General features: G+C 62.3%; 24 protein-coding genes. 10 read left to right on the top strand and 14 right to left on the bottom strand.

What is annotated here, in order from left to right:
• Positions 1-2 precede the first annotated feature (2 nt).
• The 9 genes from hisD to ACTYOL_RS05270 form a co-directional block, all read right to left on the bottom strand.
• Complete coding sequence (hisD, locus tag ACTYOL_RS05310) at positions 3-1,325, bottom strand: histidinol dehydrogenase (protein WP_197892155.1); 1,323 nt, start codon at positions 1,323-1,325, stop codon at positions 3-5.
• 127 nt (positions 1,326-1,452) lie between these two features.
• The gene (hisG, locus tag ACTYOL_RS05305) at positions 1,453-2,088 is read right to left on the bottom strand and encodes an ATP phosphoribosyltransferase (RefSeq protein WP_063543179.1); all 636 of its coding nucleotides are present in this window, start codon (positions 2,086-2,088) and stop codon (positions 1,453-1,455) included.
• A 103-nt stretch (positions 2,089-2,191) separates the two neighbouring features.
• Complete coding sequence (murA, locus tag ACTYOL_RS05300) at positions 2,192-3,457, bottom strand: UDP-N-acetylglucosamine 1-carboxyvinyltransferase (protein WP_065863244.1); 1,266 nt, start codon at positions 3,455-3,457, stop codon at positions 2,192-2,194.
• Between the two features lie 24 nt (positions 3,458-3,481).
• Positions 3,482-3,721 carry a BolA family protein gene (locus ACTYOL_RS05295; RefSeq protein WP_054894370.1) on the bottom strand — a complete coding sequence of 80 codons (240 nt, stop codon included), beginning with the start codon at positions 3,719-3,721 and terminating at the stop codon, positions 3,482-3,484.
• A gap of 118 nt (positions 3,722-3,839) precedes the next feature.
• Complete coding sequence (locus ACTYOL_RS05290; RefSeq protein ID WP_054894371.1) at positions 3,840-4,142, bottom strand: STAS domain-containing protein; 303 nt, start codon at positions 4,140-4,142, stop codon at positions 3,840-3,842.
• On the bottom strand, positions 4,139-4,792 hold the full coding sequence (locus ACTYOL_RS05285) for an MlaC/ttg2D family ABC transporter substrate-binding protein (protein WP_197892153.1): 654 nt from the start codon (positions 4,790-4,792) through the stop codon (positions 4,139-4,141). The genes ACTYOL_RS05290 and ACTYOL_RS05285 overlap by 4 nt, the downstream gene beginning before the upstream one ends.
• Before the next feature lie 9 nt (positions 4,793-4,801).
• A complete protein-coding gene (gene mlaD / locus ACTYOL_RS05280; protein WP_054894373.1) occupies positions 4,802-5,287 on the bottom strand; it encodes an outer membrane lipid asymmetry maintenance protein MlaD in 486 nt (161 codons plus the stop codon).
• The gene (gene mlaE, locus ACTYOL_RS05275; RefSeq protein WP_063543173.1) at positions 5,287-6,084 is read right to left on the bottom strand and encodes a lipid asymmetry maintenance ABC transporter permease subunit MlaE; all 798 of its coding nucleotides are present in this window, start codon (positions 6,082-6,084) and stop codon (positions 5,287-5,289) included. The genes mlaD and mlaE overlap by 1 nt, the downstream gene beginning before the upstream one ends.
• On the bottom strand, positions 6,084-6,893 hold the full coding sequence (locus ACTYOL_RS05270; RefSeq protein WP_054894375.1) for an ATP-binding cassette domain-containing protein: 810 nt from the start codon (positions 6,891-6,893) through the stop codon (positions 6,084-6,086). The genes mlaE and ACTYOL_RS05270 overlap by 1 nt, the downstream gene beginning before the upstream one ends.
• 245 nt (positions 6,894-7,138) lie before the next feature.
• Between ACTYOL_RS05270 and ACTYOL_RS05265 the strand changes: the two genes are divergently transcribed.
• The 10 genes from ACTYOL_RS05265 to ACTYOL_RS05220 all read left to right on the top strand — a co-directional run bounded on the left by ACTYOL_RS05265 (position 7,139) and on the right by ACTYOL_RS05220 (position 14,137).
• Positions 7,139-8,113: a KpsF/GutQ family sugar-phosphate isomerase gene (locus ACTYOL_RS05265; RefSeq protein WP_153772669.1), complete on the top strand. Its 975-nt coding sequence runs from the start codon at positions 7,139-7,141 to the stop codon at positions 8,111-8,113.
• Positions 8,114-8,638, top strand: coding sequence for a KdsC family phosphatase (locus ACTYOL_RS05260; protein WP_054894377.1), 525 nt, complete (start codon positions 8,114-8,116; stop codon positions 8,636-8,638).
• An 8-nt stretch (positions 8,639-8,646) separates the two neighbouring features.
• A complete protein-coding gene (lptC, locus tag ACTYOL_RS05255) occupies positions 8,647-9,219 on the top strand; it encodes an LPS export ABC transporter periplasmic protein LptC (RefSeq protein WP_054894378.1) in 573 nt (190 codons plus the stop codon).
• On the top strand, positions 9,206-9,730 hold the full coding sequence (gene lptA / locus ACTYOL_RS05250) for a lipopolysaccharide transport periplasmic protein LptA (RefSeq protein ID WP_054894379.1): 525 nt from the start codon (positions 9,206-9,208) through the stop codon (positions 9,728-9,730). The genes lptC and lptA overlap by 14 nt, the downstream gene beginning before the upstream one ends.
• On the top strand, positions 9,731-10,456 hold the full coding sequence (gene lptB, locus ACTYOL_RS05245) for an LPS export ABC transporter ATP-binding protein (protein WP_197892152.1): 726 nt from the start codon (positions 9,731-9,733) through the stop codon (positions 10,454-10,456).
• Between the two features lie 173 nt (positions 10,457-10,629).
• Complete coding sequence (locus ACTYOL_RS05240; RefSeq protein ID WP_153772671.1) at positions 10,630-12,123, top strand: RNA polymerase factor sigma-54; 1,494 nt, start codon at positions 10,630-10,632, stop codon at positions 12,121-12,123.
• Positions 12,124-12,201: 78 nt separating this feature from the next.
• A complete protein-coding gene (gene hpf, locus ACTYOL_RS05235) occupies positions 12,202-12,510 on the top strand; it encodes a ribosome hibernation-promoting factor, HPF/YfiA family (RefSeq protein ID WP_054894382.1) in 309 nt (102 codons plus the stop codon).
• 12 nt (positions 12,511-12,522) lie between these two features.
• Positions 12,523-12,987 carry a PTS IIA-like nitrogen regulatory protein PtsN gene (ptsN, locus tag ACTYOL_RS05230; RefSeq protein ID WP_054894383.1) on the top strand — a complete coding sequence of 155 codons (465 nt, stop codon included), beginning with the start codon at positions 12,523-12,525 and terminating at the stop codon, positions 12,985-12,987.
• Positions 12,988-12,989: 2 nt separating this feature from the next.
• On the top strand, positions 12,990-13,844 hold the full coding sequence (rapZ, locus tag ACTYOL_RS05225; protein ID WP_063543167.1) for an RNase adapter RapZ: 855 nt from the start codon (positions 12,990-12,992) through the stop codon (positions 13,842-13,844).
• Positions 13,845-13,864: 20 nt separating this feature from the next.
• Positions 13,865-14,137: an HPr family phosphocarrier protein gene (locus tag ACTYOL_RS05220; RefSeq protein WP_054894385.1), complete on the top strand. Its 273-nt coding sequence runs from the start codon at positions 13,865-13,867 to the stop codon at positions 14,135-14,137.
• A gap of 29 nt (positions 14,138-14,166) precedes the next feature.
• On the opposite strand, the gene ACTYOL_RS05215 is transcribed toward ACTYOL_RS05220, so the two are convergent.
• The 5 genes from ACTYOL_RS05215 to ACTYOL_RS05195 are packed head-to-tail and all read right to left on the bottom strand — an operon-like array spanning position 14,167 to position 17,945.
• Positions 14,167-15,060, bottom strand: coding sequence for a ZIP family metal transporter (locus ACTYOL_RS05215; protein ID WP_063543165.1), 894 nt, complete (start codon positions 15,058-15,060; stop codon positions 14,167-14,169).
• Positions 15,061-15,071: 11 nt separating this feature from the next.
• A complete protein-coding gene (locus ACTYOL_RS05210) occupies positions 15,072-15,683 on the bottom strand; it encodes a superoxide dismutase (protein ID WP_063543163.1) in 612 nt (203 codons plus the stop codon).
• Between the two features lies 1 nt (position 15,684).
• Positions 15,685-16,146: a hypothetical protein gene (locus tag ACTYOL_RS05205; protein WP_153772672.1), complete on the bottom strand. Its 462-nt coding sequence runs from the start codon at positions 16,144-16,146 to the stop codon at positions 15,685-15,687.
• Positions 16,147-16,174: 28 nt separating this feature from the next.
• Positions 16,175-17,551, bottom strand: coding sequence for a class II fumarate hydratase (locus ACTYOL_RS05200; protein ID WP_153772673.1), 1,377 nt, complete (start codon positions 17,549-17,551; stop codon positions 16,175-16,177).
• Entirely contained in the window at positions 17,544-17,945 is a 402-nt protein-coding gene (locus ACTYOL_RS05195) for a FagA protein (RefSeq protein WP_082421003.1), read from the bottom strand. The genes ACTYOL_RS05200 and ACTYOL_RS05195 overlap by 8 nt, the downstream gene beginning before the upstream one ends.
• Positions 17,946-17,984 lie beyond the last annotated feature (39 nt).

The raw sequence follows: 17,984 nt of genomic DNA, 5'->3' as shown, positions 1-17,984 counted from the left end.
GTTCAGTTCCCCTTCTCGTTGAGGATGCGGTATTCGGCGCTACGGGCGTGGGCGGTCAGCGACTCGCCACGGGCCAGTACGGATGCAGTGTGACCGAGCTCGGATGCGCCCTGCTCGGAGCAGAAGATGATCGACGAACGCTTCTGGAAGTCATACACCCCCAGCGGTGAAGAGAACCGTGCGGTGCCGGATGTGGGCAACACGTGGTTAGGGCCTGCACAGTAGTCACCCAGGGCCTCGCTGGTGTGGCGGCCCATGAAGATCGCGCCGGCATGGCGGATCTGCGGCAACCAGGCCTGCGGGTCGGCGACCGACAATTCGAGGTGTTCCGGGGCGATGCGGTTGGCGACCTCGATGGCCTGCTGCATGTCACGCACCTGGATCAGGGCGCCTCGACCGTTGATCGACTTCTCGATGATCTCGGCGCGCTCCATGGTGGGCAGCAGCTTGTCGATGCTGGCCGCCACGCGGTCGAGGAAGGCCGCATCAGGGCTGACCAGGATCGCCTGCGCATCTTCGTCGTGCTCGGCCTGGGAGAACAGGTCCATGGCGATCCAGTCCGGGTCGGTCTGGCCATCGCATACCACGAGGATTTCCGATGGCCCGGCGATCATGTCGATGCCGACCTGGCCGAACACATGGCGTTTGGCGGTGGCTACGTAGATATTGCCGGGACCGACGATCTTGTCGACCTGCGGCACGCTCTCGGTGCCGTAGGCCAACGCCGCGACTGCCTGCGCGCCACCGACGGTGAACACGCGATCGACGCCGGCGATACAGGCCGCAGCCAGCACCAGCTCGTTGATCTCTCCACGCGGGGTCGGCACCACCATGACCACCTCACCGACACCGGCCACCTTGGCGGGGATGGCATTCATCAGTACCGATGACGGGTACGACGCCTTGCCGCCAGGCACGTACAGCCCTGCGCGATCGAGCGGGGTGACTTTCTGGCCGAGCACGGTGCCATCAGCCTCGGTGTACTGCCAGGAATCCTGCTTCTGTCGTTCGTGGTAGCTGCGCACGCGGTTGGCGGCAGTTTCCAGCGCCTCGCGCTGGGCTGCGGAGATCCGAGTCAGGGCCAGCTCCAGGCGCTCGCGACCCAGGATCAGGTCATCGATAGACTTGGCATCAACGCCATCGAAACGCTGGGTGAACTCCACCAGCGCCGCATCGCCACGCTCGCGCACGGACTTGATGATGTCGAGCACCCGCTGGTTGACCGCGTCATCGGACACGCTTTCCCAGCTCAGCAGATGATCCAGATGTCGCGCGAAATCCGGATCAGCAGCGTTGAGACGGGCAATTGCAGTGGACACGGTCATGACGAGGGCCTCGTTTTATTGGCGAATGCTCAGGCGCCCTAGGCTACCAGTCCATCCGCGCGGGCACCCGAGAAAAGTGGCTATGACGCGGATAGACGGGCGCGACAGCGAAGGTCGCGCGCAGAAGTCAGCCGCGGTGTCGCGATTCGACAGCCTTGCGCAGGGTGTCGATGAGATTCTGGATACGGGCGTGCTGCATCTTCATGGAGGCCTTGTTCACCACCAGGCGCGAACTGATCGTGGCGATCAGTTCCTGTGGCTCGAGGCCATTGGCGCGCAGGGTGTTGCCGGTGTCCACCACGTCGATGATCTTGTCGGCGAGGTTGATCAGCGGGGCCAGCTCCATGGAGCCATAGAGTTTGATGATGTCGACCTGGCGGCCTTGTTCGGCGTAATAGCGCTTGGCTACGTTGACGAACTTGGTGGCCACACGCAGACGCCCCTTGGGCTCGGGTGCACCAACGACGCCAGCGGTCATCAACTTGCACTTGGCGATCTGCAGGTCGAGCGGCTCGTACAGACCTTGGCCGCCGTATTCCATCAACACGTCCTTGCCGGCCACACCCAGGTCGGCGGCACCATGCTCGACGTAGGTCGGCACGTCGGTGGCACGCACGATGAGCAGGCGCACGTCGTCCTGCGTGGTGGGGATGATCAGCTTGCGGCTCTTGTCCGGGTTCTCGGTCGGCACGATACCGGCCTCGGCCAGCAGCGGCAGGGTATCGTCGAGAATACGGCCTTTGGAAAGCGCGATGGTCAACATTGCAACGTCGGTCCTTAAGCGGCTACAGCCGGCCAGGTCATCGACCTGGCCGTGTTCGATTCGGCTGGCACGTCCGTGTGCCGATCACAGGCAGAGAGCGCGACTAGCCCGGTACGCGACGGATCTTCGCGCCCAGCATCTGCAGTTTTTCCTCGATGCACTCGTAACCACGGTCGATGTGGTAGATGCGGTCGATCAGGGTATCACCTTCGGCGACCAGCGCAGACAGCACCAGGCTCGCCGAAGCGCGCAGGTCGGTAGCCATCACGGGCGCACCCTTGAGCGCCTTGACCCCGGTGACGATGGCGGTATTGCCTTCGACCTGGATCTGCGCGCCCATGCGGTGCATCTCGTACACGTGCATGAAGCGGTTTTCGAAGATCGTCTCGATCACGGCGCCCGTGCCTTCGGCAATGGCGTTGAGGGAGATGAACTGTGCCTGCATGTCGGTCGGGAATGCCGGATACGGCGCGGTACGCAGGTTGACGGCCTTAGGCCGCTTGCCGTGCATGTCCAGCTCGATCCAGTCTTCACCGGTCGTGATGTCGGCGCCAGCTTCCTTGAGCTTCTCGAGGACGGCTTCGAGGATGGTCGGATCGGTGTCCTTGACCTTGACGCGACCGCCGGTAACAGCAGCAGCGACGAGGTAGGTACCGGTCTCGATACGGTCGGGCATCACACGGTAGCTGGCCGAGTGCAGGCGCTCGACACCATCGATGGTGATGGTGTCGGTACCGGCGCCCTGGATTTTCGCACCCATGGCGATCAGGAAGTTGGCCAGGTCGACCACTTCAGGCTCGCGCGCGGCGTTCTGCAGCACGCTGCGGCCCTTGGCGAGCGCAGCAGCCATCATGATGTTCTCGGTACCGGTCACGCTGACCGTGTCGAAGAAGAAGTGCGCACCACGCAGGCCGCCTTCAGGGGCCTTGGCCTTGATGTAACCACCTTCGACTTCGATCTTCGCGCCCATTGCTTCAAGGCCACGGATGTGCAGGTCGACCGGACGCGAACCGATGGCGCAGCCACCTGGCAAGGCGACTTCGGCCTCGCCGAAGCGGGCGACCATCGGGCCGAGTACCAGGATCGAGGCGCGCATGGTCTTGACCAGCTCGTAGGGCGCAACCAACGTCTTGATGGTGCGCGGATCGATCTCCACCGCCAGCTTCTCGTCGATCACAGGCTCGATGCCCATGCGCCCGAACAGCTCGATCATGGTGGTGATGTCGTGCAGGTGCGGCAGGTTGCCGACGGTGACCGGGCCATCGGCCAGGAGCGTGGCCGACAGAATCGGCAGGGCCGCGTTCTTCGCGCCGGAAATGCGGATCTCGCCGTCGAGGCGCGCGCCGCCAGTAATAATCAGTTTGTCCATTTCAATCTCGCCGCCAACGTTGGCTCAGGTGCGCTCAGCCCAGGCTGCGCTGCTGAAAAATTTCATCGTTACCGCATGGATGCTGCCGTTGGCGATCCACGGATTCAGGTGAGCATAGATCGCCTGCTGACGCTTGACCGGGCTCTGGCCGGCCAGCTCGTCGCTGATCACGTTCAACTGGAAGTTGCAGCCTTCGCCTTCAACTTCGACCCGGGTTCCCGGCAGTTTTTCTTCAAGGAAGCTCTTAACTTCTAAGGCCTGCATGCTCAACCTCAATCGGCGCCCAGTGCGCGCGGGTCGGCCATGATACAAAAAAGCCCCTCGCCTGCGAAGCCCATACGAGGACGCGCTGACCGAGGGGCCTTCCCTTGATGACGGGCCATCAGCCCGCCAGCACTTCATCGAGGTCGTAGACCTCGGCGATTTCTCGCATGTCTGCAGGCATGCCGCGTACTTCCCAGGCCTTGCCAGCAGCCTGGGCATCCCGCATGAACGCCAGCAACAATGACAACCCCACGCTGCTGGACTTGCTCACGGCCGAGCAGTCGAGCACCAGCCGCTGCTCGCGGCTGGCGGCGATCAAGGCCTTGCCCTGCTTGCGCAGGGCCGGCCCGCTGCGATAGTCCAGCACCCCGGCCAGGCGCAAGACACCTGGCTCGGTCATAGTCATGTCGGCTTCACTCATTTGACCGTCTTCTCGGGAGAGCTGTCGGCAGCTTCCTTGGCCTTGGCCACTTCGCCAGCCCAGCCGTCAATGGTCTTGTCGAGGTTGTTGCCATTACGGGTCATCGCGTCGGCGAACTGGTCGCGGAACAGCTTGCCGATATTGATGCCATTGACGATGACATTACGCACCTTCCACTCACCACCGATGTTTTCCAGGGTGTACTGGACCGGGTATACCGCGCCATTGTTGCCAGACACCTTCATGCCCACCGAAGCACGCTGGCCATCATCCGGCTTGGCTGGATCGACGGTGATGCCCTGGTTGTCGTATTCAAGCAGTGCGTTGCCGTAGAACTGGAACAGGCTGCGGCGGAAATTCTCCTGGAAGCGCTGCATCTGCTCGGGCGTGGCCTTGCGCGAGTACTTGACGGTCATGATGCTCCGGGAGATGCCGTCAGCGTCGACCACCGGGCCAAGGATGCGATTGAGCGCATCATAGAAAGCGGTCGGGTTGGACTTGTACTGCGCCTTGTTCGCCTTGAGGTCGGACAGCAGTTCAGTGGTGGTGCCCTGAACCACGTCGCGCGGAGACTGGCCCGGCGCCGCCAGGGCCATCAGGGGGAAGGCCGCCAGCAGGACCAGCAGGCCACGTCGCAGGATCGAAATCATGGAAACTCCTCAATTAGCTGGTTGGGCTTCTTTCGGTTCCTTGCCAACGGAGTTGAGCAGGAACTTGCCAATCAGATCTTCCAGCACCAGGGCCGACTGGGTGTCGTGGATGGTGCTGCCATCCTTGAGCACCTGCTCTTCACCGCCCACGCTGATGCCGATGTACTTCTCGCCGAGCAACCCGGCGGTCAGGATCGAAGCAGTGGAATCGGTCGGCAGATTGTCGACCGACTTGTCCAGCTGCAAAGTGACCCGACCGGTATAGGAATCGCGATCCAGATCGATGGCCGTGACCTTGCCGATGGTCACACCGGCCATGGTCACTTTAGCTCTGACAGTCAAACCGGCGATATTGTCGAAGTACGCATAAACTTTATAGGTGTCGCTGGTCGGACTGGCCGACAGGCCGCTGACACGCAGGGCCAGCAGCAGCAGCGCCAGGATCCCGGCCAGGAGGAACAGGCCGACACCGATTTCCAGGGTGCGGTTTTGCATCAGAAATCTCCAAACATCAAGGCGGTCAGAATAAAGTCCAGACCCAGGACTGCCAACGAGGCATAGACCACGGTCCTGGTGGTGGCACGGCTGATCCCCTCTGAAGTGGGTTCGCAGTCATACCCCTGGAATACGGCGATCCAGGTGACGACGAAGGCAAACACCAGGCTTTTGATCAGCCCGTTGATCACGTCATCGCTGAAAGAAACACTGTTCTGCATGTTGGCCCAGAACGAGCCCTCGTAGACCCCCAGCCAGTCCACGGCCACCCACGATCCACCCCAGATGCCGACCACGCTGAAGATCAGCGCCAGCAGCGGCAGCGAGATGAAGCCGGCCCAGAGGCGCGGGGCGACGATGTACTTGAGCGGGTCGACACCGATCATCTCCAGGCTGGAGAGCTGCTCGGTGGACTTCATGTTGCCGATCTCGGCCGTCAGCGCCGAACCCGCACGCCCGGCGAACAGCAGCGCTGTGACGACCGGTCCCAGCTCGCGCAGCAGCGTCAAGGCGACCATCTGGCCGACGGCCTGCTCGGAGCCGTACTTGGTGAGGATGCTATAGCCCTGCAGGGCCAGCACCATGCCGATGAACATGCCGGATACCACGATGATCGCCAGCGACAGCACACCCACCGAATAGAGCTGCTTGGTCAACAGCTGGAAGCCGCCACCGATGCCGCCGCGTCCGGCCAGGGCATGGAAGAGGAACAGGCACGAGCGCCCGAGCACGGCCAGCACGTCGATGGCGGCGCGCCCGAACAGGCGAATGCGTTCGAGTATGGATTTTCTGCGCATCAACGCGTCCCCAGCAGATCGGCGCGGTAGTCTGGCGCAGGAAAGTGGAATGGCACCGGACCGTCCGGATCGCCCTTCATGAACTGGCGGATACGCGGGTTGTCCGACCCCATCAGTTCGTCCGGCGTGCCCTGCCCCAGTACCTGGCCATCACCGACCACATAGATGTAGTCGGCAATGCTCGCGGTCTCGGCCAGGTCGTGCGAGACGACGATACTGGTGATGCCCAGGGCGTCGTTGAGCAGGCGGATCAGGCGCACAAGAACGCCCATGGCGATAGGGTCCTGGCCGACGAAAGGCTCGTCGTACATGAGAATCTGCGGATCCAGCGCAATCGCCCGGGCCAGCGCCACACGGCGCTTCATGCCGCCTGACAGCTCGTCCGGCATCAGATCGATGGCACCGCGCAGGCCCACGGCCTGCAGTTTCATCAGGACGATGTCGCGAATCATCTCGTCGGACAACTGGGTGTGCACACGCAGCGGGAAGGCCACGTTCTCGAAGACATCCAGGTCGGTAAACAGCGCACCGCTCTGAAACAGCACCCCCATCTGCTTGCGCGCATCGAACAGGTCGCTGCGCGACAGGGCCGGCAGGTTCTGCCCGCCTACCCAGACTTCGCCACTGGAGGGGCGCAATTGCGCGCCCATCAGGCGCAGCAGAGTTGTCTTGCCGCACCCGGAAGGCCCCATGATGCCAGTGACCTTGCCGCGGGGGATACGGATGTCGACATTGCTGAAAATGCTGCGCGAACCGCGTTTGAAGGTGACGCCCTTCAACTCGACCGCGTAGGCGCTATCCGAACTCATCTAGACTCCTTGCAATGCAGCCTCGTCTACATGGACGCCTGCCTTCATCATGAAGGCACACGCATCCCTGGCGGGCCGAATAGCGGCGAACTATAGCACCGCGCAAAGTTGTCCCCAAGGCCATTTCCCCGAGTCGTTCAGGCACCGTACAGCAATTTTGCAACTGCCTACGACAACTCGAAGGTGAGCGTTTCAAACATTGCCGCTATAATCGGCGCCTTTTCATCAGGCATTGCTTTTTCGACATGAGCCAATCCAGCGAGCTGATCCAATCCGCCCAGCGCACCCTGCGCCTGGAACTCGAGGCCGTAGAAGGCCTGCGGGCCCGTATCGACGGCAATTTCGTCAAGGCCTGCGAGCTGATCCTGGCCAGCAAGGGGCGGGTTGTCGTGGTCGGCATGGGCAAGTCCGGCCATATCGGCAACAAGATCGCCGCCACCCTCGCCAGCACCGGCACCCCGTCGTTCTTCGTGCACCCGGCCGAAGCCAGCCACGGCGACATGGGCATGATCACCCGCGACGATGTCATCCTCGCCCTGTCCAACTCCGGCAGCACCGCAGAGATCGTCACGCTGCTGCCGCTGATCAAGCGCCTGGGCATCCAGATGATCAGCCTGACCGGCAAGCCCGACTCACCACTGGCACAGGCTGCAGAAGTCAACCTCGACGCCAGCGTCGCCCAGGAAGCCTGCCCGCTGAACCTGGCACCCACCTCGTCCACCACCGCCGCTCTGGTCCTGGGCGATGCCCTGGCCATCGCCCTGCTCGAGGCACGAGGCTTCACCGCCGAGGACTTCGCGTTCTCCCATCCGGGTGGCGCCCTGGGCCGCCGCCTGCTGTTGAAAGTCGAGAACGTCATGCACGCGGGCGACGAATTGCCCCAGGTGCAGCGCGGCACACTGCTCAAGGACGCCTTGCTGGAAATGTCGCGCAAGGGCCTGGGCATGACCGTGGTCATGGAGCACGACGGCCGCCTGGCCGGCGTCTTCACCGACGGCGACCTGCGTCGTAGCCTGGATCGCAACATCGACGTGCACAAGACGCTCATCGACGAAGTCATGACCGTTCACGGCAAGACCGCCCGCGCCGAAATGCTCGCCGCCGAAGCCTTGAAGATCATGGAAGACCACAAGATCAGCGCGCTGGTAGTGGTCGATCACCAGGATCGTCCGACCGGCGCCCTGAACATGCACGACCTGCTGCGCGCCGGAGTGATGTAAATGACCCAGGACCTGATGCAACGTGCCCAAGCCATCAAGCTGGCCGTCTTCGACGTGGACGGCGTGCTGACCGACGGCCGCCTGTACTTCCTCGAGGACGGCAGCGAATTCAAGACCTTCAACACCCTCGATGGCCACGGCATCAAGATGCTCATGGCCTCGGGCGTAACCACCGCGATCATCAGTGGACGCAAGACCCCCGTGGTCGAGCGCAGGGCAAAGAACCTGGGCATTCCACACCTGTTCCAGGGCCGCGAAGACAAGCTGGTGGTGCTGGACGGCCTGCTCGCCGAGCTGGGCCTGAGCTACGAGCAGGTCGCCTACCTGGGCGACGACCTTCCCGACCTCCCGGTAATCCGCCGGGTGGGCCTGGGCATGGCCGTGGCCAATGCCGCGACCTTCGTCCGCGAGCACGCCCACGGCGTCACCCAGGCACGCGGCGGCGAAGGCGCAGCCCGCGAGTTCTGTGAACTGATCATGCAGGCCCAGGGTACCCTGGACGCTGCCAACGCCCATTACCTGTAGGCCACGCCATGCTCAGCAAGAAACTTCGAAATGCCGTGCTGCTGGCAGCCATCGCTGCGCTGCTGGTGGCGGTCGGCTACTGGAACATCAGCCCCGAGAGCTTCCTCGACAAGCCCACGGCCCAGGTCGACGAAAGCGCCATCGACTACTATGCGATCAACGCCCACAGCGTACAGTACCTGCCCGACGGCAGGCTGCAATACGAGATGACCGCGGACAAGGTCGAGCACCTGAAGGCCAGCGAAGTCACCCTGGTGACCACGCCAGACATGCACATCTACCGTGGGACAGCTTTCCCATGGCACGTGCAGAGCGTGCGCGCCGAGGTCAACCCGGACGGTACCGAGGTCGAACTGATCGACAACGTGCGGATCGCCCGCACCGACGAAAAACAACGCGACACCCTGATCACCAGTAGCCGCATGACGGTGTTCCCGCAGAAGCAATATGCGCAGACCGCCCAAGCCGTTAGAATCGACGGCGCCGGTGGCACGACTACGGGTGTAGGAATGAAAGCATATTTGGAAGACGGCAGGATGGACCTGCTGTCCAACGTAAGAGGACAGTATGAGGCTCGTTAAAACCCTCCCCCTTTTGCTCAGCCTGAGCGCAGCACTGGGAAGCGCGAGCGCCTTGGCCCTGCCGAACGACCGTGACCAGCCAATCCGCATCCAGGCGGACAACGCGCATCTGGACGACAAACAGGGCGTTGCCACCTACACCGGCGATGTGATCATCACCCAGGGCTCGATGATGATCAAAGGCAACACCGTGACCATGACTCGCGCCGCCTCGGGCGACATCGACGTCGTGACCTCGGTGGGCAACCTGGCCTACTTCGAGCAACAGCAGAGCGCTGCAAAACCCGACAAGATGAAGGGCTGGGCCGTCACCATCCAGTACCAGGCGCAGAAGGATATCGTCATCCTCACCGACCGCGCCAAGGTCGAGAACGAAGGCAACACCACCGAAGGCGAGAAGATCGTCTACAACACCAAGACCCAGGTGGCGACCGCTGGCCGTGGTGGTAACGTGACCGCACCTCGTCAGCGTATCGACATGGTGATCCAACCGAAGAAAAAGGCCGAGTAAATGGCAACCCTCAAAGCCCAGCACCTGGCCAAGAGCTACAAGGGCCGCCAGGTCGTCCGCGACGTCAGCCTGTCGATCGACAGCGGCCAGATCGTCGGCCTGCTCGGCCCCAACGGCGCCGGCAAGACCACCTGCTTCTACATGATCGTAGGGCTGGTCCAGGCCGACCAGGGCCGCGTGCTCATCGACAGCAACGATGTCAGCCATCAGCCCATGCATGGCCGGGCCCAGGCAGGCATCGGCTATCTGCCGCAGGAAGCCTCGATCTTCCGCAAGCTGTCGGTCGCCGACAACATCATGGCCATCCTCGAGACACGCAAGGACCTGGACCGCGAGGGACGGCGCAAGGAGCTGGAAAGCCTGCTGCAGGAGTTCCATATCAGCCACATCCGCGACAACCTCGGCATGAGCCTGTCCGGTGGCGAACGCCGTCGCGTCGAAATTGCCCGCGCCCTGGCGACTGCGCCGAAATTCATCCTGCTGGACGAACCCTTCGCCGGCGTCGACCCGATTTCCGTGGGTGATATCAAACAGATCATCCACCATCTGAAGGCCAAGGGCATCGGCGTACTGATCACCGACCACAACGTGCGCGAAACCCTCGACATCTGCGAGACCGCCTATATCGTCAACGATGGTCAACTGATCGCCGAAGGCGACGCCGAGACCATCCTGGCCAACCAGTTGGTCAAGGAAGTCTACCTGGGCCACGAGTTCCGACTCTGACGCCCGGGAGCTGCCTGGAGCATTGGAAATGCCTGGTGAAACGGGCTTAAGTGTTACAGTGCTCTAGGCAAACGCTACAATTTCAGGCATATAACTTGCTTAAGATTTGGCGCTCCGGCGCCCTGTAGTGGATGGCGCATGCGCGCCGGCGAACAAGGTATTAAGCCCCAGCCATGAAACCATCGCTCGTCCTAAAAATGGGCCAGCAACTGACGATGACCCCGCAGTTGCAACAGGCCATCCGTCTGCTCCAGCTCTCCACCCTGGACCTCCAGCAGGAAATCCAGGAAGCGCTGGAGTCCAATCCGATGCTCGAACGTCAGGAAGACGGCGACGACTTCGACAACAGCGATCCAATGGCGGAAAACGGCGAAAGCAAACCTGCCGCCGAAGCCCAGGACAACAGCTTCCAGGAAACTACCGTCAGCACGGAAAACCTCGAAGAAGGCGAGTGGAACGAGCGCATCCCCAACGAATTGCCGGTCGACACGGCCTGGGAAGACATCTACCAGACCAGCGCCAGCAGCCTGCCCAGCAACGATGAAGACGAGTGGGACTTCACCACCCGCACCTCTGCCGGCGAAAGCCTGCAGAGCCACCTGCTGTGGCAGCTCAACCTGGCACCGATGTCCGACACCGACCGCCTGATCGCGGTCACCCTCATCGACAGCATCAACGACCAGGGCTACCTGGAAGACAGCCTCGAGGAAATCTGCGCCGGATTCGATCCCGAGCTGGACATCGAGCTGGATGAAGTCGAAGCGGTGCTGCACCGCATTCAGCAATTCGAGCCGGCCGGCGTCGGCGCCCGCAACCTGGGCGAATGCCTGCTGCTGCAACTGCGCCAGCTGCCGGCGAGCGTGCCGTGGATGGCCGAGGCCCAGCGCCTGGTTACCGACTACATCGACCTGCTCGGCAGCCGCGACTACAGCCAGCTGATGCGTCGCATGAAGCTCAAGGAAGACGAGCTGCGCCAGGTCATCGAGCTGGTGCAAAGCCTCAATCCGCGCCCAGGTTCGCAGATCGAATCCAGCGAGCCGGAGTACGTGATCCCGGACGTCATCGTACGCAAGGACAGCGACCGCTGGCTGGTCGAATTGAACCAGGAGGCCGTGCCTCGCCTGCGAGTCAATCCGCAGTATGCAGGCTTCGTCCGCCGCGCCGACACCAGCGCCGACAACACCTTCATGCGCAACCAGCTGCAGGAAGCGCGCTGGTTCATCAAGAGCCTGCAAAGCCGCAACGAGACGCTGATGAAAGTGGCCACGCAAATCGTCGAACATCAGCGCGGCTTCCTCGATCATGGCGACGAAGCCATGAAACCGCTGGTGCTGCACGACATCGCCGAAGCGGTAGGCATGCACGAATCGACCATTTCGCGGGTCACCACACAGAAGTACATGCACACCCCCCGTGGCATCTACGAATTGAAATACTTTTTCTCGAGCCATGTGAGCACCGCCGAAGGCGGCGAATGCTCGTCTACGGCGATCCGCGCGATCATCAAGAAACTGGTGGCCGCGGAAAATCAGAAAAAGCCATTGAGTGACAGCAAGATCGCTGGTTTACTGGAGGCACAAGGCATCCAGGTAGCCCGCCGCACCGTCGCCAAGTACCGCGAATCGCTGGGGATTGCCCCGTCGAGCGAGCGCAAGCGATTGATGTAGCGCCGGGATGTGCCACAGCGTTTCAGTGGCAGGTGCAATACCTGCCTCTTTATGCACGGGCAACAAAGGAGAAGCTGTATGCAAGTCAACATCAGTGGCCAGCATGTAGAAGTCACCCAACCACTGCGCGAATACGTGCTCGAGAAGCTCGCCCGCGTGGAAGGACATTTCGACAAGATCACCAATGCAACGGTGATCATGAAAGTCGAAAAGCTGCAGCAGAAGGTTGAAGCGACACTCCAGATTCCCGGCGGCGAAGTGGTCGCCAACGCTGAACACCAAGACATGTATGCCGCGATCGACGCACTGGCTGACAAGCTCGACCGCCAACTGAAAAAACACAAGGAAAAACAGCAAAGCCTGCTGCAAGGTGCAGCTGCCCGCTGATCCCCCTCATCCATGATCCGACTTGAAACCATCCTGACCCCCGGCCGTTCCCTCGTGAACGTGCCGGGCGGCAGCAAGAAGCGCGCCCTGGAAAAGGTCGCCAACCTGATTGCCGAGCAAGTACCTGAGCTTGCGATGCAAGACGTCTTCGAAAAGCTCATCGCTCGCGAAAAACTGGGCTCCACCGGTTTCGGTAATGGCATCGCCATTCCTCATTGCCGCCTGGAAGGTTGTACTGCCCCCGTCAGCGCCCTGCTGCATCTGGACGCTCCCATCGACTACGACGCCATCGACGGCGCCCCCGTGGACCTGCTGTTCGTGCTGCTGGTCCCGGAAGCGGCCACCGATGCCCACCTCGAACTGCTGCGCCAGATCGCCAGCATGCTCGATCGCAAGGAAGTCCGTGATCGCCTGCGTGCCGCCGACAGCAGCGAAGCCCTCTACCAGGTAGTCCTGGACGCACAGAACGAGCACTGAACATGCGCCTGATCATCGTCAGCGGCCGGTCCGGCTCCGGCAAGAGCACCGCGCTCGATGTGCTGGAAGACAACGGCTACTACTGCATCGACAACCTGCCCGCCGGGTTGCTGCCGCAGTTGGCGGAAAACGCGCTGATCAATACCGAACTGATGCAACCCAAGGTCGCCGTGTCCATCGATGCGCGCAACCTGCCGAGCCATCTGTCGCGCTTCCCCGAATTGCTCGAGGACGCTCGCGCACGTCACATCCAGTGTGACGTGCTGTACCTGGACGCCGACGAGGACACGCTGCTCAAGCGGTTCTCCGAAACCCGCCGTCGCCACCCGCTGACCAACGCGGACCGTTCGCTCGCCGAAGCGATCCGCGTAGAAAGCGAACTGCTCGGCCCCATCGCCGACCTCGCCGACCTCAAGATCGATACCACCAGCCTTAATCTTTACCAGCTGCGTGACTCGATCAAGCTGCGCCTGCTCAACCAGCCTGAACCCGGCACCGCTTTTCTCGTCGAATCCTTCGGTTTCAAACGCGGCATGCCGGTGGACGCCGATCTGGTGTTCGACGTGCGCTGCCTGCCAAACCCTTACTGGAAACCCGAGTTGCGCGAGCACTCTGGCCTTGAAGCGCCAGTGATCGAGTACCTGGCAGCACAACCGGACGTCGAGGAAATGTTCCAGGACATCTCCAGCTACCTGTTGAAGTGGCTACCGCGCTTTGCCGCCAGCAACCGCGCCTACGTCACCATCGCCATCGGCTGCACCGGCGGACACCACCGCTCTGTCTATATCACCGAGCGCCTCGGACAACTGCTGCAGCAAACCCTGAAAAACGTCCAGGTCCGTCACCGCGACCTCTAACCCACAGGATCCACCCCACGATGCCCGCCCGCGAAATCACCATCATCAACAAGCTGGGCCTGCACGCCCGGGCGGCAGCCAAGTTCGTCGGCGTGGCCGGGAAGTTCCCCTGCCAGGTTCGGGTCGGGCGAGCCCCCGACAAGCTGGTGGACGGCAAGAGCATCATGGCAGTGATGATGCTGGCCGCGGGCAAAGGCACCCAAGTGCACCTGCATACCGAAGGCGAGCAGGACAACGACGCACTGGATGCACTGGTGGCGCTGATCAACAATTATTTTGACGAAGGCGAGTAAGCTCCCGCCCCGTCCCTTGCCTGACAGCCTCAGGACATCGCAGTGTCCATCACCATCATCAGGCAGAAGCCGATGCATAACCCCAGGCTTGCCAGGCGATGATTGCCATTGCTGCGTGACTCGGGAATGATTTCCTGGGTCACCACCAGCAACATCGCTCCTGCCGCACACGCAAGCCCAAGCGGTAGCAGCAGCTCGGCAACATTCACCAGCCAGGCACAGATCACCGCCGCTACCGGCTCCACCAGCCCGGATGCAGCACCGATGAGGAAGGCCTTGAACCGCGACATCCCAGCCCCTGCCAACACCAACGCGATCACCAGCCCCTCCGGCACGTCCTGCAGGGCAATGCCCATGGCGAGGCTGTCGGCGTCTGGCATGCCGCCGCCAGCGGAAACACCAATGGCCATGCCTTCCGGGATGTTGTGCGCGATGATCGCGGCTACGAACAGCCAGATCCGCGCAGCGATCACCGGCTGATTGCCTTGCCCGACCATGGACTCCGGCGAAACCCCGGAGATTCTCAAGTCGACCAGGAACAGGCACAGCGCCCCGAACAACAACCCGGCACTGACCAGGCCACCGGCGCCCCAAGGGCTGAAGCCAATGGACTGAGCCGCATCAAGGCCCGGGATGATCAGAGAGAACGCGGTGGCTGCCAACATCACCCCGGCACCGAAGCCAAGCAAGGTGTCAGCCACCGCCACCGGCATGTTGCGGATCACCAGCACCGGGACCGCGCCCAGCGCCGTGCCCAGTGCGCACAATGCACCGCCTTCAAGCGCACGTAACATGCGCGGCTCCAGGTCCAACCAGGCGATGCCCCGCGCCACCAACAGCGCGGTGCCAACAAGCAACAGCAAAGTCCCAAGCGCCAGTCGGAACAGGCGCACACTGCTGACAGACATCACCTCGGAGCGCATGACAGATCGACTCACTTCAGGGCTTCAAGGTAGCGACGCTCAACTTCCGTCCAATCGACGACGTTGTAGAAGGCACCGATGTATTCCGGACGACGGTTCTGGTACTTCAGGTAGTAAGCGTGCTCCCACACGTCCAACCCCAGGATCGGTGTGTTGCCGTGCATCAGCGGGCTGTCCTGGTTGCCGCTGCTCTCCACCACCAGCGTCTTGGCCGGGGTCACGCTGAGCCAGGCCCAACCACTGCCGAAACGGGTCAGCGCGGCCTTGGTGAACGCCTCCTTGAACGCCTCGAAGCCGCCGAGCTGCGTATCGATGGCCTGGGCGACCTGCCCCTGGGGTTGACCACCGCCCTTGGGTGACATCACGGTCCAGAACAACGCATGGTTGGCGTGGCCGCCGCCCTGGTTGATCACCGCTCCTTGCAGCTTTTCGGGCAACTGCTTGACCGCGCCGACCAGCTTGTCGATCGGCCATTCGGCCCACTCGGTCCCTTCGATGGCGGCGTTGAGGTTGTTCACATAGGTCTGGTGGTGCTTGCTGTGGTGAATCTCCATGGTCTGGGTATCGATGTGCGGCTCCAGCGCATCGTAGGCGTAAGGCAGTGCAGGCAAGGTGTGGGGCATGTCAGTGAATTCCGTATGCAGGTGAACGGTGGGTGGCATCCGGCCGGGCAGCCAGTTCGCTCGCTTCAGGTGCATGGCGATTGAGCAACCGCTCGGTGCGTGGGTACTGGCCGTATTCGGCGATAAAGCTCAACAGCTCGGTGTAGGTACGCCCGCTGTGGCGCAACGCGGCATCACGCAGGGCCTGGGGCAGGCGCGACTCCTGACTGGCCTGGAGCAGCCGCTGATGGGCCGCACACAGGTAATCGGCGCTTTCGTGGGGCTGATTCAGGCGCAGGTGCAGGTCAGCCAGGTTGTGGTGGGCGATGACAAAGGCCGCTACCGCCTCGTCAACGTCATGCCAGCGCTCGAACAGCACCTGCGCCAGGGCCAGGGCTTGCAGGTAGTGCTCCCGGGCGTCTACCAGTTCGCCTTGGTCGAACAGGCGATTAGCGGTTTCCGTAGTGCGTTTCCAATGCTGCATGACGTGTCTCCTGGGCGAGGACCGTGGATCAGATACCGCCAGCGGTGAGTTTTTCCGGATCCAGCAGGGCCTCGAGCTGATCACGCGACAAGTCGGTATGCTCCAGCGCCACCTCCACGATCGGGCGACCTTGCTTGTAGGCGGTCTTGGCAATCTCGGCGGCCTTGAGGTAGCCGATGATCGGGTTCAGTGCCGTGACCAGGATCGGATTGCGCGACAGCGCCTCCTTGAGCTTCGGCTCATTGACCTTGAAGCTGGCGATCGCCTTGTCTGCCAGCAGGCGACTGGCGTTGGCCATCAGCTCGATGCTCTCCAGCAGGTTGCGGGCGATCACCGGCAGCATGACATTGAGTTCGAAATTACCCGACTGGCCGGCGACGGCGATGGTCGCGTCGTTGCCGATAACCTGCGCGGCAACCATCGCAGTGGCCTCGGGGATCACCGGGTTGACCTTGCCCGGCATGATCGAGGAGCCCGGTTGCAGCCCCTCGAGCTCGATTTCGCCAAGTCCGGCCAGGGGGCCTGAGTTCATCCAGCGCAGGTCGTTGGCGATCTTCATCAGCGCGACAGCGGTGGTCTTGAGCTGGCCGGACAACGCCACGGCCGTGTCCTGGGAGCCGATCAGGGCGAACAGGTTTTCCCCAGGGGTGAACGGGATACGGGTCAGGTCGCTCAGTTCACGGGCAAAGCCCACGGCGAATTGCGGGTGGGCATTGATCCCGGTGCCGACCGCTGTGCCGCCTTGGGCCAACGCCTGCAGGGCGGGCAAGGTGGCTTCCAGATGCGCTTGAGCACCCTTGATCTGTGCCGCCCAGCCCCCCAAGACCTGGCTCATGCGCACCGGCATGGCATCCATCAGGTGGGTGCGGCCGGTCTTGACGTAACGGTGAACCTCGACAGCCTTGGCCTCGATCACCTGAACCAGATGCCCCAGCGCCGGCAGCAGTTGCTCGTGCAAGGCCAGCGCCGCGCTGACATGAATGGTGGTCGGAATGATGTCGTTGCTGCTCTGACCGCAATTGACATGGTCGTTGGCGTTGATCTTGTCACCTAGCACCCGGCTGGCCAGGGTAGCGATCACCTCGTTGGCGTTCATGTTGGAGCTGGTGCCGGAGCCGGTCTGGAACACGTCCACCGGGAAATGCTGGATGAAGTCCTCGGCCAGCAGTTGCTCGACCGCCTTGACGATGGCACCGCCCTGCTCCGCGCTCAGTTGCTCCAGCGCGATGTTGGCCTTGGCTGCTGCGGCCTTGGCCAACAGCAGTGCCCGAATGAACTGCAGCGGCATGCGCTGGCCGCTGACCGGGAAGTTGTCGACCGCGCGCTGGGTCTGGGCACCATACAGCGCCTGGGCAGGCACCTGCAGTTCGCCCATGCTGTCACGCTCGATACGGGTATTACTCATCATCGGATCCTTGCATCAGTTCATCGGGGGAAATCGAAGGCAGCAACACGCAACTGGCCAGTTGCATCGCATAGGGCTGCCAGCGCTCGTTCTGCTCGCAACGGTCGAGGTTGCGCAGGTCAAGCAGCGGGCGCCAGGCCTGATCAAGGCACTGGCAGCGCCAATGCCAGGGCAACATGCGGTCGCAGGCGGTATCCAGCAGCAGACGGAAGGAGGTCAACGCCACGGTCCAGGGCGAGGTCTCGGTGCAACAGACCAGATAGCGCCCCTCGGCCAGATAGTGTTCGATCAGCCGCGGTTCGTCCGGCTCGAGGGCACAGCGGATGCGCCGACTCAACCAGCGCCAGTTTTCCAGGTAGGGCAATTCGTGGAGGACGGTTTTCATGAACATCATCGCCGGGGTTGCTGGATAATGATATTCATTATTAATTGA

Source organism: Pseudomonas sp. A014 (genome assembly GCF_052378495.1).
Taxonomy (GTDB): Bacteria; Pseudomonadota; Gammaproteobacteria; order Pseudomonadales; family Pseudomonadaceae; genus Aquipseudomonas; species Aquipseudomonas machongensis.
The sequence above is the reverse complement of the archived record's forward strand: the minus strand, read 5'-3'. Positions and strand labels throughout refer to the sequence as shown.